13 protein-coding genes and 1 pseudogene are annotated in these 15,404 nt (G+C 59.8%); 10 read left to right on the forward strand and 4 right to left on the reverse strand.

Annotation, left to right across the window (positions count from 1 at the left end; genetic code table 11):
- Positions 1-115 precede the first annotated feature (115 nt).
- From HV793_RS13935 to HV793_RS13960, 6 genes are all read left to right on the forward strand, one after another.
- Complete coding sequence (locus tag HV793_RS13935; RefSeq protein WP_175213367.1) at positions 116-2,578, forward strand: penicillin acylase family protein; 2,463 nt, start codon at positions 116-118, stop codon at positions 2,576-2,578.
- 251 nt (positions 2,579-2,829) lie between these two features.
- Positions 2,830-3,462, forward strand: a complete 633-nt coding sequence (locus HV793_RS13940) for a class I SAM-dependent methyltransferase (RefSeq protein WP_175162756.1) — start codon at positions 2,830-2,832, stop codon at positions 3,460-3,462.
- Positions 3,463-3,674: 212 nt separating this feature from the next.
- Positions 3,675-4,922, forward strand: coding sequence for a SorT family sulfite dehydrogenase catalytic subunit (gene sorT / locus HV793_RS13945; protein ID WP_175213368.1), 1,248 nt, complete (start codon positions 3,675-3,677; stop codon positions 4,920-4,922).
- Positions 4,919-5,263, forward strand: coding sequence for a SorU family sulfite dehydrogenase c-type cytochrome subunit (sorU, locus tag HV793_RS13950; protein ID WP_175213369.1), 345 nt, complete (start codon positions 4,919-4,921; stop codon positions 5,261-5,263). Before sorT ends, sorU begins: the two co-directional genes overlap by 4 nt.
- Before the next feature lie 217 nt (positions 5,264-5,480).
- A complete protein-coding gene (locus tag HV793_RS13955) occupies positions 5,481-6,236 on the forward strand; it encodes a hypothetical protein (protein ID WP_175213370.1) in 756 nt (251 codons plus the stop codon).
- A 68-nt stretch (positions 6,237-6,304) separates the two neighbouring features.
- Positions 6,305-7,051 carry a hypothetical protein gene (locus HV793_RS13960; RefSeq protein WP_175213371.1) on the forward strand — a complete coding sequence of 249 codons (747 nt, stop codon included), beginning with the start codon at positions 6,305-6,307 and terminating at the stop codon, positions 7,049-7,051.
- 270 nt (positions 7,052-7,321) lie between these two features.
- On the opposite strand, the gene HV793_RS13965 is transcribed toward HV793_RS13960, so the two are convergent.
- From HV793_RS13965 to HV793_RS31095, 3 genes are all read right to left on the reverse strand, one after another.
- A complete protein-coding gene (locus tag HV793_RS13965) occupies positions 7,322-8,050 on the reverse strand; it encodes a DUF6602 domain-containing protein (RefSeq protein WP_175213372.1) in 729 nt (242 codons plus the stop codon).
- On the reverse strand, positions 8,047-8,811 hold the full coding sequence (locus tag HV793_RS13970; RefSeq protein ID WP_175213373.1) for a nucleotidyltransferase domain-containing protein: 765 nt from the start codon (positions 8,809-8,811) through the stop codon (positions 8,047-8,049). Before HV793_RS13970 ends, HV793_RS13965 begins: the two co-directional genes overlap by 4 nt.
- Before the next feature lie 162 nt (positions 8,812-8,973).
- Positions 8,974-9,402: a hypothetical protein gene (locus HV793_RS31095; protein ID WP_244958643.1), complete on the reverse strand. Its 429-nt coding sequence runs from the start codon at positions 9,400-9,402 to the stop codon at positions 8,974-8,976.
- 478 nt (positions 9,403-9,880) lie between these two features.
- On the opposite strand from HV793_RS31095, the gene HV793_RS13980 reads away from it, so the two are divergent.
- The 3 genes and pseudogenes from HV793_RS13980 to HV793_RS31100 form a co-directional block, all read left to right on the forward strand.
- Positions 9,881-10,525, forward strand: a complete 645-nt coding sequence (locus tag HV793_RS13980; protein WP_217481782.1) for a hypothetical protein — start codon at positions 9,881-9,883, stop codon at positions 10,523-10,525.
- A 201-nt stretch (positions 10,526-10,726) separates the two neighbouring features.
- Positions 10,727-12,214 (forward strand): HNH endonuclease, encoded by a 1,488-nt coding sequence (locus HV793_RS31055; RefSeq protein ID WP_217481783.1) that lies wholly within the window; start codon positions 10,727-10,729, stop codon positions 12,212-12,214.
- A 280-nt stretch (positions 12,215-12,494) separates the two neighbouring features.
- Positions 12,495-12,794, forward strand: a pseudogene (locus HV793_RS31100) (transposase); the annotation flags it as partial.
- 326 nt (positions 12,795-13,120) lie between these two features.
- On the opposite strand, the gene HV793_RS13995 reads toward HV793_RS31100, so the two are convergent.
- Positions 13,121-14,044 carry a LysR family transcriptional regulator gene (locus HV793_RS13995; RefSeq protein ID WP_175213374.1) on the reverse strand — a complete coding sequence of 308 codons (924 nt, stop codon included), beginning with the start codon at positions 14,042-14,044 and terminating at the stop codon, positions 13,121-13,123.
- Positions 14,045-14,178: 134 nt separating this feature from the next.
- On the opposite strand from HV793_RS13995, the gene HV793_RS14000 reads away from it, so the two are divergent.
- A complete protein-coding gene (locus tag HV793_RS14000; RefSeq protein ID WP_175180938.1) occupies positions 14,179-15,393 on the forward strand; it encodes an MFS transporter in 1,215 nt (404 codons plus the stop codon).
- Positions 15,394-15,404: the final 11 nt, after the last annotated feature.

Genomic DNA, 15,404 nt, shown 5'->3' on the forward strand with positions numbered 1-15,404 from the left:
AGCGTTCGCCGCCTTTGGAATTTCGCTGTACATATGGCTAGCTGTCGCGTCGGGCGGCATGGCCCCCTCGATGCCGGCAGGCACATAGAAGACAAATAAACCCGAGGAGGAGTCAATGCGTACGTTCAATCGAAGGGCCGCGGCATTCCTGGCGAGCGGGCTGATTGCAGTGCTGGCAGGCTGCGCGTCGCCCGGAGGCAAGAAAGAAACCGTCGATATGAAGGGGCTGTCCCAGCCAGTGGAGATCGTGCGCGACCGCCACGGCGTGTCCCACATCTACGCGCAGAACCAGGATGACCTGTTCTTCGCCCAAGGCTTCAACGCGGCGCGCGACCGCCTCTGGCAACTGGACCTCTGGCGCCGCCAGGGCGAGGGCAAGATGGCCGAACAGTTCGGTCCGCGCTTTGTCGAGCAGGACCGCGCGGCTCGCCTGTTCCTGTACCGCGGCGACATGCAGGCCGAATTCGCCAGCTACCACCCGCAGGGCAAGGCGATCCTCACGTCCTTCGCGGCGGGCATCAATGCCTACATCGATTGGGTCAAGGCGAATCCCGATCAGATGCCGCCGGAATTCAAGCTGACCGGCACCGAGCCCGGCTATTGGAGCCCCGAGACCTCGCTCATCCGCATCTATGGCCTGACCCGCAATCTCAACGAAGAGGTGCGGATGGCGCAACGCGTCGCGGCGCTGGGCCTGAACGCCGTGCAGGGACTCAGCACCTTCGAGCCGCCCTTGGCGCTGCAGGTGCCTGCCGGACTGGACGTGCGCGACGTCGACAGCAAGGTCCTGGGCGACTACAACCTGGCGCGCAACGGCCAGAAATTCGTCGCCGCCGACTTCCCGCGCAGCCCGCTCGCGGCCGCCGAGCGCGAAAAACTTGCGCAGGAATTGTCCGCGAATCTGCTGGCGTCGCTGGATCCGGCGTTCGACCCCATGGCGACCCGCTACGAGAGCAACAACTGGACCATAGCCGGCCAGCATACGGCCAGCGGCAAGCCCATCCTCGCGGGCGATCCGCACCGGTCCATCACCATGCCGTCGCTGCGCTACATGGTGCACCTGAACGCGCCGGGCTGGAACGTGATCGGCGCGGGCGAGCCGGCGCTGCCCGGCGTGTCCATGGGCCACAACGACCGCATCGCTTTCGGGCTGACGATCTTCGCCTTTGGCGACGAGGAAGACCTGTACGTCTACGACACCAATCCAGCCAGGCCGGACGAATACCGCTACAACGGCCGCTGGGAAAAGATGCGCCAGGTGGATGAGTCGATCCCCGTGCGCGGGCAGGCAGCGGCAACGCGCCAGCTGAAGTTCACCCGCCACGGCCCGGTGATCTACGTGGATCCGGTGAAGCGCAAGGCCTACGCCTTGCGCGCGGCCTATCTGGAATTTCCCGGAACCGCGGCCTATCTGGCCAGCCTGCGGCTGAACCAGGCGCAGAACTGGAACGAGTTCGTCGCCGGCATGGAAAAGCACTACACGCCCAGCGAGAACATGGTGTATGCCGACGTGGACGGCAACATCGGCTGGTTCGGCGGCAGCATCGCGCCGATACGCCCGCGCGCGGATTGGTCCGGCATGCTCCCCGTGCCCGGCAATGGCGAGTTCGAATGGCGCGGCGTCCTGCCGGGCAGCGCGCTGCCCCGCGCCTACAACCCTCCCGAGGGCTATGTCGCCACCGCCAACGAATACAACCTGCCGGCCGACTACCGCTACAAGGACATGTCCGCCCGCACCTGGGCCGAACCCTACCGCGTGCAGCGCATACGCGAGGTGCTGGCCGACAGCAAGGGGCAGACGGTCCAGAGTTCGCAGGCGCTGCAGTACGACAACCTGTCCATTCCGGCGCGCACGCTGACGGGCTACGCGAAGTCGCTGAATTCGGCCGATCCCGCGACGTCGCAGGCCTTGAGCATGCTGAAGGACTGGGACGCCCGAGTGGGAACGGAATCGCGCGCGGCCACGGTGTACGAGTTCTGGCTGCCCGAGGTCGTCAAGCGCGTGACTGAACTCTACGTGCCTGCCAACGGCCGGGCCGCCTTCGGCAATCTGTCCACCGCCAAAACGCTGGAAAAGCTGGCCACGCCGGACAGCGCTTTCGGTGCGCAGCCGCAGCAGGGCCGTGACGCGCTGCTGCAGCAGGCGCTGAACGACGGCTTGCAGAAGCTGCGCGCCAAGCTGGGACCGGATTCCTCGCAATGGCAGTGGGGCAAGCTGCACCACATCCAGTTCGAGCACAGCCTGGCCAGCCTGTTGCCCGAGGCCACCGCCAATGCCTACGGCACGCCGCGCTACCCTGTCAGCGGCGACAACGACACCGTGCACCGCGCCACCTTCCGCGCCAGCGACTTCCGCCAGACCAGCGGCGCGTCATACCGCCAGGTGATCGACGTGGCCGACTGGGACAACTCGCGCATGCAGAACGTGCCGGGACAATCCGCCGACCCGCGCAGCCCGTATTACCAGAACCTGCTCAAGGACTGGGCAACGGGCGAGTATTTCCCCATGGCGTTCAGCCGCGCCAAGGTGGATAGCGAGAAGGCGGGTACCTTGAATCTGCGTCCGGTACAGCGCTGATTCAGGCCAGGCTGCCGGCGGAGCGCCGTTCGATCAGCGTGGCCTCGCTGATCGAACGGCGCAATAACGCAGGGCAGGATAGAGTTATGCAACTTAAACTCTCCGCGTGCGGCCGCGCATGGGCGCGGCGGGCGTGCCTTTCAAGACCGAATTGACAAGGGTGCTTACCGACGGTTGCGGGTGCGGCGGGCCTTGCGCAGTTAAGGTTTTGGGGTCGCACGGCATTCCCGATCCAGGAGACTGAGGCCCCCATGCATTCCACGCAATCCTACAAGACCGTTATCCCGCGCCAGTCCGCGAGCCGCTCGCCGTTGGGCTGGCTGCAGGAGCGTACGCAGTTCGTCCGGGCGCTGCTGTCCAATCCCGCGGCCATAGGCGCTGTGGCGCCGTCCGGCCCGGCACTGGCAGCGGCCATCACCGCCTGCATACCGCCCGGCGCGGGCAAAGTCCTGGAACTGGGCTGCGGCACGGGCGTGTTCACGCGCGAAATGCTGCGCCGCGGAGTAGATCCGTCCAGTTTGGTGCTGGTCGAGCAGGACCAGGCCATGAGTTCCAGCTTGCGGGCGCAGTTTCCGCAAGCGGCGGTCCTGCAGGTGCCGGCGCAGGAACTCTGCCGCAAGCGCCATCCCGAGATGGATGGCATCGGCGCCGCCATCTGCGGCCTGCCGTTGCGCAACATGAGCCATGCGCATCACCAGCAACTGCTGGCCGCCGTGTTCGACGCGCTGCCGGCAGAGGGCTCGATGGCGCTATTCACCTATGGCGTGCGTTGTCCGATATCCGCCAGTGTGCTGGAGGCTTGCGGCTTGCAGGCCAGCAAGGTCGGGTTCGTGCCGCTGAACCTGCCGCCGGCGTCGGTGTACAGCCTGGCCCGGCGGGCCTAGGCCGCGCTGGCTGGCATGGGCTCGTCCTATCCAAATGGGCTAGGGCAGGGTATTGCAAATAACTAATTGACACGAAAAGATCGCTCAACCAACATCGCAGTCATAACTGTTGGCGGCCTGGGACACGTGCGTGCGGGGTAGACAGCCACGTCGTAGCAGGCCGGCAGGGTTCTGGAACACCAACGATTCCGGACCCCAACGAGGAGACTGCAATGCGTTCATCCCTGATCGAGAGCGCGGCGCGGCGGCGCCTGTTGGCTGGCGGCGCCAGCGCGCTGGCCGCAGCGGGCCTGGGACGCGCGGCCTTGGCCGCGGAACAGAAAGCCGCGCCAGCCGCGGCTGCGCCACCGGCCCCGGCATCCGCCGCCAAGCCGCTGCCGGCCTACGCGGCCTGGAAGCAGCCCGATGCGATGATCGTGCACAGCGCCAACACCATAGAAACGCGGCGCGAGGCATTCGGCAGCGGGGTGGTCACGCCGCTGCGCCAACTCTACGTGCGCAACAATCTGCCGCCGCCCGACGAGTCCATCGTGGCCGACCGCGACGCATGGGTCCTTGAAATCGCCGGCGTGGCAAAACCCATGTCGCTGAGTGTGGGGCAGCTGAAGAGCATGGGCCTGCAGACGCTGGCGATGGTCTTGCAGTGCTCGGGCAATGGCCGCGGCTATTTCCCCAACAAACCCAGCGGCACGCCTTGGCAGGTCGGCGCGGCCGGTTGCGTGATCTGGAGCGGCTTGCCGGTCAGCGTCCTGGTCGAGCATTGCGGCGGACTGGAGGCGGCCGCCGTGTACATGACCGGCACCGGCGGCGAAAAACTGCCTGACGGCCTGGATCCGAACATGGTCATGGTCGAGCGTTCGGTGCCCAAGGAAGCGATGCGGGATGCGCTCCTGGCCTGGGAGCTCAACGGCGAACCGATCCCGCTGGCTCATGGCGGCCCCTTGCGCCTGATCGTCCCGGGCTACACGGGCGTGAACAGCGTCAAATACATCAAGCGGCTGGCCTTCACTGAAAAGGAAAGCCCGGCCGCGATCCAGCAGACCGGCTATCGCCTCGCGCCACCTGGCCAGAAAGGGAATCCGAGCCAGCCCTCTGTCTGGGCCATGGGCGTGAAGTCGTGGATCAATACGCCCAATCCGGCTGCGTCCACCCTGAAGGCCGGGCGCGTGGTGGTGCAGGGCGTGGCGTTTGGCGGCACCAACGGCATCAAGCAGGTCGAGGTCTCGATAGACGGCGGCAAGAACTGGCAGAAGGCGGAGCTGGTCGGCCCGGACCTCGGGCGCTATGCCTGGCGCCAGTTCGCGTTGCCGGTGGAATTGGCGGCGGGCGAACACGTGCTGGTCAGCCGGGCCACAGATACCGAGGGCCGCGTGCAGGAAGAAGAGCGTCCGCAGAATTCCGGCGGCTACATCAATAGCAGTTGGCACGATCACGCCGTGACGGTGGTGGCCAAGGCATGAGGGAAGCTGCACTGGCGTTACCCAGGAAGCGCGCATTAGGCGCCGGATTGCTGATCGCCAGCCTCCATGCCGGCGTGTCGGCAGCCGAACCCGACATGGAGGCTGGCCGCGCCTTGTTCGTTGGCGCAACGCCAGCCTGCGCGATCTGCCATACCCTGAACGACGCGCAATCCAGCGGCGCCATCGGTCCCAAGCTCGACGAAATCAAGCCCGATGCGGCGCGCGTGGCGACGGCCATCCGCAATGGCATCGGCCAGATGCCGGCTTATACGAGCTTGTCGGATCAGGAAATCGAGGTATTGGCGGCATATGTTGCCAAGGCGTCTGGGGGGCAGCCCTGAGCGGACTCCAGTTGCGGTGACGTTCCTCCGGAAAAAACCGGGCTGCGTCATACTCAATTTGGAGGATGTTGTGGTGGTGTTTGAACGAATCCACGCGTGGTAAAAATTCGAGAGCAACGCTCCCACGATCCATGCTCCCAGCAGCTTTCCGCGCTCTCTGAAGCGCAGCGGTGCTGAAGTCTGGCTGCCGGGTATGCCGTCTCTTCAGGTGCCTGCCATGCGGCAACTCGTATCCTGGTCACTGCTCGTTGCGCCTGCCACGACGGCGGCAGCGTTGTCCTTTTCCGTGGGCGCACAGTCGATGCCACCCCCCCAGGCCGAGGCCTCGAATTGGTGCGAAGAAGCCAGGAAAGCGCTGACAGATGCCAATGGCAACGCGGTCGAGTGCGCCGCGGTTGCGAAGCGCTGCATCAAAATGAATAACTACTGGTGCCAGAAACATGGGGCCAGCTATTGGCGGGGAACGACCGACGCGCAGGGCAACGACGGCAACCGCGACGTGGACGGGCATGCGATCTTCGATTCGCCGGCCTGGTCGGCCCGCGCGATTGCGATGGACCTTCGGTCCAAGTACCGGCGGGGCCTGGTGTCTGCCGTGGATATTGCCGCAGCGCATTCGCCATGGTGCGACACGCTGGGGTCAAAAGCTGTCGTCAACGGGCATGGCAGGACCTGCAAGGATGGACGGGCAAAGCCGGCTGCGACCTTCGCGGGCCCGTGGTGCGAAGCGCCAAAGAAAGCGGCGCCCGGGACGGCCGATTGCGCTGCGGGCTGCAATTGCCCGCCTGAAATCGCGAGCGTGTTGGTGCGCGACTTGAACCTCGATATCAATGCGGACTTGAAATTGTTCGATGCCGCCGGTATGCCTCTGCCCAATCTGACAATTGTGCTTCGGAATCTGGCATTGCAGGAGCAGGGCGTCCGAGTGCGTACCAGTGTCATCGAACAAGGCATCGGTCAACTCGGAAAATGAACAAGGCGTATCAGTAATTCAGTTGTCTCGGCGGTGTCGCGACCATCGAGTTCGACAGAGGAGGGCGCGTGTCATACCCAACATCTCGTTGCATCGTCCGAACAGCCGTCAGATTGGCGTTGGTGAGCTTCGCGGGTGGTATATCCGGATGCGCCTGGACACCGCCAAATGCCTATCCGGTTCTGGACGTCTGGAGCGATCCCAGCAAGACGAACACAGGAGAAAAAACCAATGCGCAAAAGGCATTCGACCTGTCGTCCGAAACCACCGTTGACGACGTCGTTGCGAAGCTGCAAGTGCAGACCGAATACTACCGCTACCGTTCGGAAAGGGCGCGGACCGGGGGGCTTGAGCTGCGTACGGGCGCGATTGGCGGCGCTGTGACGGGAGCCGTAGGCGCGATTATCGGCAATGTTGCTACGACCGCAGTGGGAGCGGGCATCGCGACGGGCTCCGCATTGTTAATGGCGCAGTATTCCCTGACGGCGCAGGACGCCATTTTTTCGGCGGCAGCGGCTCAATTGACTTGTGTCGTGGCTGCGGCAAGTCCGGTTCTGGGTTCCAGCCGACTGGTCCCAGAGCTGAAAAATGCCAGTAATCGCATCTTGGGCAATGTCCAGTCGAGCTTGTCGGCGTTGCAGCCCAAATGGCCCAGCGCAAGTGATCTGGCGCAGGCCTTCGATAGTGCTCGCGGTGCGCTCGCGAAAATAGCGAGTCAGCGTGAAGACGCCGCTGTGGACACGTTGGTAAGGGCCAACCTTGTTTCGTGCATCGAAACCGGCCGCCTGGCATCGGAAGCCATTGTGCAGAAGTAAGGTTCAGTTGCGCTACGGACTTAATACGCAATCTTGGTATGTACGGAACGCTGTTGCGTGTGCGCATTGGCAGGCAATGCACCATTGTTAGAGGCCGCGGGCAGCACTTGATCACTAGAATGATCAGCGCAAAAGGGAATCGTGTTGCAGATCGCCCCTAAGCATTACGTTGCGCTGGTCGTCGAGCGATCGCGCAACACGTCGCCAGCTCGTGGAGCAGTTGACGACGTGGGGGGTGTTGCGTGCGGGAAGCGTTGGAAGGAGAAGGAGCTAGTCGGCAAGCCAATGGGCGTAAGCCCTGACGTCGATCATCGGCACAGTGCCAATCTCTTGCAGTTTCGCGATGAGTTCTAGCAAGAACGCCGTCGCAGGTTTGCTCTGCGGCAAAATGGTCACTTTCCCCTTATCGTCGCACTTGAACAAGCCGTGAGATGCCACACAACCAATATCCAACCGATTGCTGTCATTCTCGGGTTGGACCTGGAGCGTGTCGACCAGTGGTTGACCTAATGGCGGCTTCCAATCACTTTCAAACGTCAACAGTCCACCGATAATGTGGTGGAGTGGTTTAGCGGCTGCAAGGCCTTGAAGCCAGGGGATGGGTATGCTCGTGCGCTGTAGGCGCCGAACGCTCTCTATTTTTTCCTGAGCATATTTCACCTGCCCGGCGTTGATTGATTGCTTTGCTTCGAAGACGGCATATACGCTTTCGGCAGGGATGACCAGTTGATCATTGTGCTCAAAGATCAAGGGGCTATATTGCCTGTCGAAAATGACGATATCCATTTGCTGGCTGAATCCGTTTCTGCTGTCGACGACATGCGCCGTTGCTGCCTGATATCGGAGCGGCAGATACGTTTCGAGTAGGTCCAGCCATGCTTTCTCGCTCGCGTCACCCTTTGTTCCTGGGTGACCGAAAGATTGCCGAGAAACGGCCAGGCTTTGCTGGACCTTATCGTGCAGGCCTGAAAGGAGTGTTTGAAGGGACCATTCGCTCATCGCACAAATTTCTCCCAAGACCCGAGCAGAGATGTGGACGCTGCTGTGCTAATTGCTTGCTTTTCAGCTGCGGTTAGATCATCCGAAATACTGTTATTTGTGTTGGCTGGATCCAGAATCTGAGTCCTCGGCAGATAGTCACGAAAATACTCCAAACACTTGACCACGCGCTCAGATAGCGTTGTTAAAAAATCAAGCTGCAGCGCTTTTATGACGGCGAGCTCTACGTAAAATGAGGGAAAATCCAGGCCCTTCTGGTTGCGCCATAGTTTGAGAATGCGGGTTTCCCGCTGCCTCTCTGCCGCAATGACATGAGCAATGTGCGTGTCGATATTAGTTTTTTTCCATGTGTCCTTGCGACGGACATAGAGGCTGTGATCGTTTGTCAAGTAGGTTTGCCGTTTTGCGGGCACCAAGTCAACGTCAAAACCATTGATCTTTATATTGATAGACACGTTCTGCCGTCTTGGCGCGTAGCCCAGTTCTTTGAGACGCGTAAAGAGTTTTTCGTAGACCTCCTTCAGTGTCTCTGGCGTCTGTTCCGATAACGATATAAAAAGATCAATGTCGGTTCCAGATGCGTTGGCCGTACCCTTCGCAAACGAGCCGCTAGGTCGGACATCGAGAAGATATCCATTTGCCCACTCATTTAGGAATGGTCGAATCGTCGCTTGGATACGCCACAAGGGCGAAAAAAGGCTCGTGTCGACGGCTTCTCGGTTGAGGATAGCCGTTAGATAGGCGTCTGCGTCGAAGCTCATAGATTCTGGGTAGGCTTGTGCGCGGTATTTAAGCTGTCGGAGATCGTACGTAGAAAACGCGACGTACTCAACTGGAGCTTTCGGGTCTAGCTACTTTTAAAAAATGCTTGAGGCAATGTCCGCCCTTACGTTTTCTGGATAAAAGGCACGAAGCATCGGAGCTTAGGAAGCCTCCTCCTTTTTTGCCTGCATGTATTCCAGCGTACGAGTATGCCCAGTCTTCACGACCTTGAGATTGTATTCTACGCCTTGTAGGAGCATCGGAAGGACGAGAACGCTCATGTCACCGCGGTTGTTTTCCATTCGGGCCAATGTCGTGCGCGCTTCATCGGTCGTCCTCGCCATTTCGCGCTGAGAAAGGAGACTTGCTGTAGCTGCGGGAATGCGGAATGACGTGATATCGGGCCAAGTTGCGAAATGCCCACTAGATTGGCCGATCAGCGCCTGGCTCGGATGGCGAATCGGCACGTGAACCCGATGACGACACGGTCGCGAAAGGCCACGCGCCGCCGAAAGAAGTTTCCGGATAGCGATGATCGCTCCAAGAACAGAAAGCAGGCTCAGAAGCGCCAGCGCCAGATTCCAGCTCACCAGATAGGCTGAAAAATCGCATGTTTTTCGTACTCTGACAGCCAGAACGCGTTTTCGGTCATCATTACGCGTTCCCGGGCCCGATGGGTACGGATGTACTCCTCGCGAGTGCTCGGGCGCCCGATACGGGATTGTATCGGGCAAATACGGTCGGAAAATGCGCTTGAAGAGCTCCTGTGTCGTTGGCGCGAGCACACATAGGCTCCGAACGTACATACGGCAAGCAAGACGTTCCCGGGCTTCGCGAGCGATGCTGTCGTCCAACCTCTCTGTAGCATGCATGCTCTTTTGGTCGGTTAATACGAGGGCTACATCAATGAACAGGGGCAATATGAGAATTCGTAGGGTCCAAAAAATCAGCTATGACTTCTCCAGCATGCCCGCCAGGCCCTTGCCGCCGCTGGACGAGCGGTCGCTTTTCGATTCCACTGTCTTGGCAATAGTCCTTACGTAGTTAAGCCGGTCTGCGTGGACGAACGTGACCATCATCCCGTCCTTGTTGCACGGACTGCAATTTTTAAATGATTCACGAAGAGGAATTATGCCAAACGAAGGCTATGTAATTATCAGTGCCCTTGGTTCCGCGCTGATTGCATTTATGGCAGCGCGCGTCACCAGCGCCGTCCAGTTGAAGATTGCCAGGGATATATCCAAGAAGGACATCGAACTGCAGCAATGCAGGTTGTTGGATGAGCGACAGCGCATCGAAGCGGCGCTTGAACGAGAAAAACTCGAACTATTACACAAAATGCTGTCGCGCTTGTCGTTCGAGAACTCTCAGACTATGAGTTACATACAGAATGCTGGCAAAGATCTGGCAAGTTATCGCGGGCGGTATTTGGAAAACTGTTCCCGGCTCCACGAGGCTCTGGCGATTTCCGATCTATATTATCCGAACATGAGTGCTGCAATACGAAAAATCTATGGGCAATCGAACATATTTTGGGGCCATCAGGAAGCCCTTCTCCAGATCGATATCAAAGAAAATTCCGTGGGATGGCAAAGCAATCTTGGAGAGGTCCTCAGTGCTGGCGCGACGATAGGGCGCCTGGTGGACGAGCTGCACGAACAGATTCGCCGACGCGGACGTGCGATCAATCAAGGACTAGCCGTTAGCCCATAATGAGTGACTAGGTTTAAATAGCGACTTATAAAAATGGACACGCCGCTGTCGGTACAGTTTGCCGAGTGCTTGCCGGTTTTTCTGTCCTCCTGACCGAATTTACCGATTAGGAGCATGTTCGCGCGGATCGTCCATCTTTGTCTCTCAGTGTGGTCAACATGGACGTTGGTTTGGTAGGATCGAGTTACATGGAGGGAATGTATGGCAGAGAGCATCAGTGTTTTTTTCACGCGCTTGGGTTTTCCCTTGCGTAACGAGCGCACCTCATGGGGAGCGGTGAGCGACGATGCCGTGCTATTGCGGACATGGTCAGACCAGTATGTTGCCCGCGCAAGCCGTGTGCAGGTGTTCGGGAGGCTTGGCGGGCTGGCGGGTACATCCTCCACGGGCAGGAACGAGCGCCAGGCCCATTTGCGTCAGCTTTGGCAGGGCAACTGCGCCGCCTATACGGTGATTGTCCAGCCCGGTGAAAAAGAAAAGAACGGCGTGCGTCAGATTCAGGACTTTCGCGACGATGTGGTTTTCCCTATCGAGAAAGTCGTGCAGGAGGGCGATTTGATCTACGCCATCATCAACAAGGCCGGCGTGCCGGTGCGGCAGTTGGACGAGCATCGCAAGACGCATCGGGTCCAGTCCAACGAGGAGCCGTTGCCCGACATCCTGGTCGACGCGCGCCCTCGCGAGCCCGATGATCCGAGGCAACGGGTTGCCTATAAGGCTGAGGCGATGCGGGAATACCTGATCGAGGTCGCCGCGCGCGGCGCGCCGGCAACGGTGACCTACGGACAACTGTTCGACGCATTCGAGCTCAACCGGATGACGATTCCACCCGTGCTGGCTTTTGTCGGCCATCGATGTCAAGAAAACGACGAGCCGATTTTGACTGCATTGGTGGTTTTGCAGGAAACAAGACGTTGTTCAGACGGGTTACAGCGAGAGTTCGGCGTCGACGAGGACGAGGAGCGTCGACGGGTCTATGCCTATTGGTCGCGCGAAAGCGGCGGTCGACAAGCGCGCAACGGTCAGGAGTGGTCTGAGGAGGAATTGGCCGCGACGGCTCGGGCTTATCGCGATATGTACGCGAAGCTGCAAGCCAACGTGCCGTTCGTCAAATCGCGTTACTACGAACAACTGTCGCAGCAGTTCGACAGGGAAGACGGTGCCTACGAACGACGGATGCAGAATTTTTCCGCCATACTCGATGAACTGGGGTTACCTTGGTTGCAGGGTTTGAAGCCCCAAGCCAACATCGGCGCCCGCATGCGTCCGATCCTACTACGTTGCATGCAAGATCTCATTGCGGAACTGCGCGCGCCGATCACTCTGCCCGAGGAGGTGCCCGCGTCGGCCACGCTCATCGAGGGAGCGAAACACCAGATTATCGTCAATGCTTATGAGCGAGATCCCGCGGCGAAGCCGCGGTGCTTGAAGCGCTGGGGGACCTCATGCGTGGTGTGCGGTTTCAGTTTTGGTGCGGCGTATGGCCAACTGGGCGAGGGCTTCATTCATGTTCACCATCTTCGGCCATTGAGCACGATCGCAGAGGCCTATGAACTGGATCCCGAAGAGGATTTGCGACCAGTTTGCCCAAATTGCCATGCGATGTTGCATCGTAGGGAGCCGGTATTGAGCATCGAGGAATTGCGCGGCTTCCTCCAGCACCACAAAGGCGGGGAAGTAAGCGCCTAAGGCTGAAGCGAGTCCACCTTGCTGTGAATTTGCAGTTGCGGTAATTCATATTGTTGAGCCATTGTCTGCGCAACACCACCAAACATACCCTCGGTGCGCAAAGTTGGCGCCGGAGGGATGCTGTTCGCCTGCACGATTACGAGTTTTTCCATTAAAGCGCCGGGAAAGGAAATAGGATGTCTGTTCTAGAATCCGTCGATTTTTCGCCTTCCTGTCGAGCTGACCTGCTCCCCGTGGTTAGTACGAAATCGATGTAGAGTCCGTTCACAAAGGAACGGCAATGAAGAAACGATTTACGGAAGAGCAGATCATCGGGGTGCTGAAGGAGGCCGAGGCAGGGGCCAAGGTGGCCGAACTGTGCCGCAAGCACGGGATTTCGGAGGCCACTTACTACAACTGGAAGGCGAAGTTCGGCGGTATGACCGTCTCGGACGCCCAGCGACTGAAGGAGCTGGAGCAAGAGAACAACAAGCTCAAGAAGCTGTTGGCTGAATCGATGCTGGACAAGGCTGCGCTTCAGGACCTTTTGAGCCGAAAGTAGCAAGCCCGCAGGCCAAACGCGAAGCGGTCAGAACGTTGATGACCGAGCGCGGCATGGGTATCACCCGGGCCTGCGGGCTGGTAGGCATTTCCCGGTCGCTGTTCGCTTATGAAAGTAAGCGTACGGGCGACGTGGCATTGACCGAGCGCATGAAGGAGATGGCAGCGCTCAAGCGACGCTATCTAACGAGGATTCGCCGTACACGTTGTCGGCGTGACGGTACAAGGCCTCTATGCAACGCAGCTTCTTGAGCGCAACAGCCGTTAACATACCAGTCCTACGCATAATGTGTATTATGTAAAGTAATGGATAGGCGTAGTGATCCCCCCGCTACACCTGCCGACAATGGGCGGTATCCCGACACGCTACGAAAGAACGACGTCCGTTAGCGTTGCCGCGCTGGTATCCCTGATCAGCGACACAAATTCAACCAGGTAAGGCTTGGTGCTCTCGGATGCACGCATGGCGGCCCAGACTTCGGCCGTCAGGCCGGCATCCGTGATCGGCCTGGCGCTGACATACTGCCGCTGCAAATAGCTTTGGATCGCCCACCGAGGCAAGACGGCAATCCCCCTGCTTGTCGCGACGAGCATCAGGATGGCGACGGTCAGCTCGGTGGTCCGGCGTTTGGGATTGATCCCTGCCGGCGCCAGGAGTTGGCGAATGATATCCAGCGACTCATCCGGGACCGGATAGGTGATGAGTGTCTCGCCAGCGAAGTCTTCCGCCTGCAGGATCTTCTTCTGCGCAAGCGGGTGATCATTGGCCACCACGGCCATCAGGCGATACTTGAACAGGTGGTGGAAATCGACGCCATTCTCGGGTTCCTGGCACGATACAAGGGCTACGTCCGCCCTTTCCTTATGCAGCAAGGCCACGGGGTCGGCTTGATAGCCCGATACGAGGTCAACCTCCACCTCTGGCCAGCGGGCGCGAAAGGCGTCGACCGCTGGCATCAGCCAGTCGAAACAGGTGTGGCATTCGAGCGCGATGCGCAGCGTACCTTTTGCGCCCTTTGCCAGCCGCGTCAAGTCCCGCGTGGTCTGGTGCAGGAGCGGCACGACCGCATCGGCAGTTTCCAGTAGCCGCCTGCCCGCCGGCGTGAAAACCACGGGTGTGGATTTGCGCACGAACAGCGGCAATCCGTAGAAGTCTTCAAGCGCCTTGATGTGGTGCGAGAGCGCTCCTTGCGTCAAGCGTAGCCAGCTCGCCGCCTTGGAGACACTGCCGCTATCCCGCAATGCAATCAGGGTTTGAAGATGACGGACGTCGATCGGTATTCTTTCCATTAATTTTCTTGAGGTTAGTTCTCTAGATTATTCGTTTGAATAATAAATCTGAAGCGATCACACTGCCAACCGCATACTCACGGCCCAGCAGCCGCGAGCAGACCTTGACCAGTTGCAGTGAGGAATTCAAGTCGATGAGCGGCTACACCATGCACCGCCAGGTGTTCATCCTGGCGACGGCGCAAGCCCTGTTTCAAACCGCTTCCGTCTTGGTAATGACCGTAGGCGGATTGGCTGGCGGCCTTGTAGCGAGCCGTCCAGAATTGGCTACGACCCCGATCGCTGCCATGTTCCTCGGGACAGCGCTAAGCACATTTCCAGCATCCTCCTGGATGGCGAAAATTGGCCGCCGGGCAGGCTTTCTCGCCGGATCCTCTCTTGGAGTCCTGGGCGGGCTGATCGCCGCCCTGGGCGTCTGGCTGGCATCGCTGCCCATACTATGCGCAGGCACTTTCCTCGTGGGCGCGTACCAGGCATTTGCCCAGTTCTACCGGTTCGCGGCCAGCGAGGTCGCGGACGAGAGATTCCGCTCACGCGCTATCTCGCTAGTCCTGGCTGGCGGGATAGTAGCCGCCTTGCTCGGGCCCTCCTTGGCCCGATATGGCGGTCCGCTCCTGCAACCGGTCTACACCGGTTCGTTCCTCATCTTGGCCGTAGTCTCCCTGGTGGCGACCTGCGCACTGACGGGGTTGCGCATGCCTGACTCTCATATCGACCATGCGGATACGGCCACGGGGCGAAGCTGGTTCGCCATTGTGAGCCAGCCCGCCTACCTGGTTGCGCTGTTCGGCGCGGTCACCGGGTACGGGATCATGATCCTGGCGATGACGGCGACCCCGCTCGCCATGCTCAATCATCGCCACGAACTGTCGGCGGCGTCCACCGTGATCCAGTTGCATGTCCTGGGTATGTTCCTTCCTTCATTCTTCACGGGAGCGTTGATAGCCCGTTTCGGCGTAACCCGGATCATGTTCGTTGGCGTTGCGCTGTTGGCAAGCCACGTTTTCATGACCTGGACGGGCACCTCTTTCCATTCGTTTGCAGCGGCCCTGGTGTTGCTGGGTGTGGGTTGGAATTTTCTATACATCGGCGGGACCACGCTCCTGACGACGACGTACACGCCGGCGGAGAAGAGTCGGGCCCAGGCCACCAATGACATGACCATTTTTGCGGTTGGCCTTGCATGTTCGTTTGGCGCTGCAGGATTACTGGAGAAATTTGGCTGGCAGACACTCAATGGGCTGTTGTTGCCGTGGCTGGCCGCGGCTGCCGTTGTGTTGACATGGCATGGCATCAGCAGCGCGCGCAGAACACCCGCCAAACACGTACTACATTTGGGTCGACAATGAAGAGGAATGCA

The sequence above is a fragment of the Achromobacter aegrifaciens genome (genome assembly GCF_902859965.1).
GTDB classification, from domain to species: Bacteria; Pseudomonadota; Gammaproteobacteria; order Burkholderiales; family Burkholderiaceae_B; genus Achromobacter; species Achromobacter aegrifaciens.

What these genes read in the sequence shown, in the direction of transcription:
- HV793_RS13940 (WP_175162756.1), top strand. Translation starts at nt 2,830, where the DNA reads ATGCATTCCACGCAATCCTACAAGACCGTTATCCCGCGCCAGTCCGCG.
- sorU (WP_175213369.1), top strand. Translation starts at nt 4,919, where the DNA reads ATGAGGGAAGCTGCACTGGCGTTACCCAGGAAGCGCGCATTAGGCGCC.
- HV793_RS13955 (WP_175213370.1), top strand. Translation starts at nt 5,481, where the DNA reads ATGCGGCAACTCGTATCCTGGTCACTGCTCGTTGCGCCTGCCACGACG.
- HV793_RS13965 (WP_175213372.1), bottom strand. Translation starts at nt 8,050, where the DNA reads ATGAGCGAATGGTCCCTTCAAACACTCCTTTCAGGCCTGCACGATAAG.
- HV793_RS13970 (WP_175213373.1), bottom strand. Translation starts at nt 8,811, where the DNA reads ATGAGCTTCGACGCAGACGCCTATCTAACGGCTATCCTCAACCGAGAA.
- HV793_RS31055 (WP_217481783.1), top strand. Translation starts at nt 10,727, where the DNA reads ATGGCAGAGAGCATCAGTGTTTTTTTCACGCGCTTGGGTTTTCCCTTG.
- HV793_RS14000 (WP_175180938.1), top strand. Translation starts at nt 14,179, where the DNA reads ATGAGCGGCTACACCATGCACCGCCAGGTGTTCATCCTGGCGACGGCG.
- sorT (WP_175213368.1), top strand. Translation starts at nt 3,675, where the DNA reads ATGCGTTCATCCCTGATCGAGAGCGCGGCGCGGCGGCGCCTGTTGGCT.
- HV793_RS13995 (WP_175213374.1), bottom strand. Translation starts at nt 14,044, where the DNA reads ATGGAAAGAATACCGATCGACGTCCGTCATCTTCAAACCCTGATTGCA.
- HV793_RS13935 (WP_175213367.1), top strand. Translation starts at nt 116, where the DNA reads ATGCGTACGTTCAATCGAAGGGCCGCGGCATTCCTGGCGAGCGGGCTG.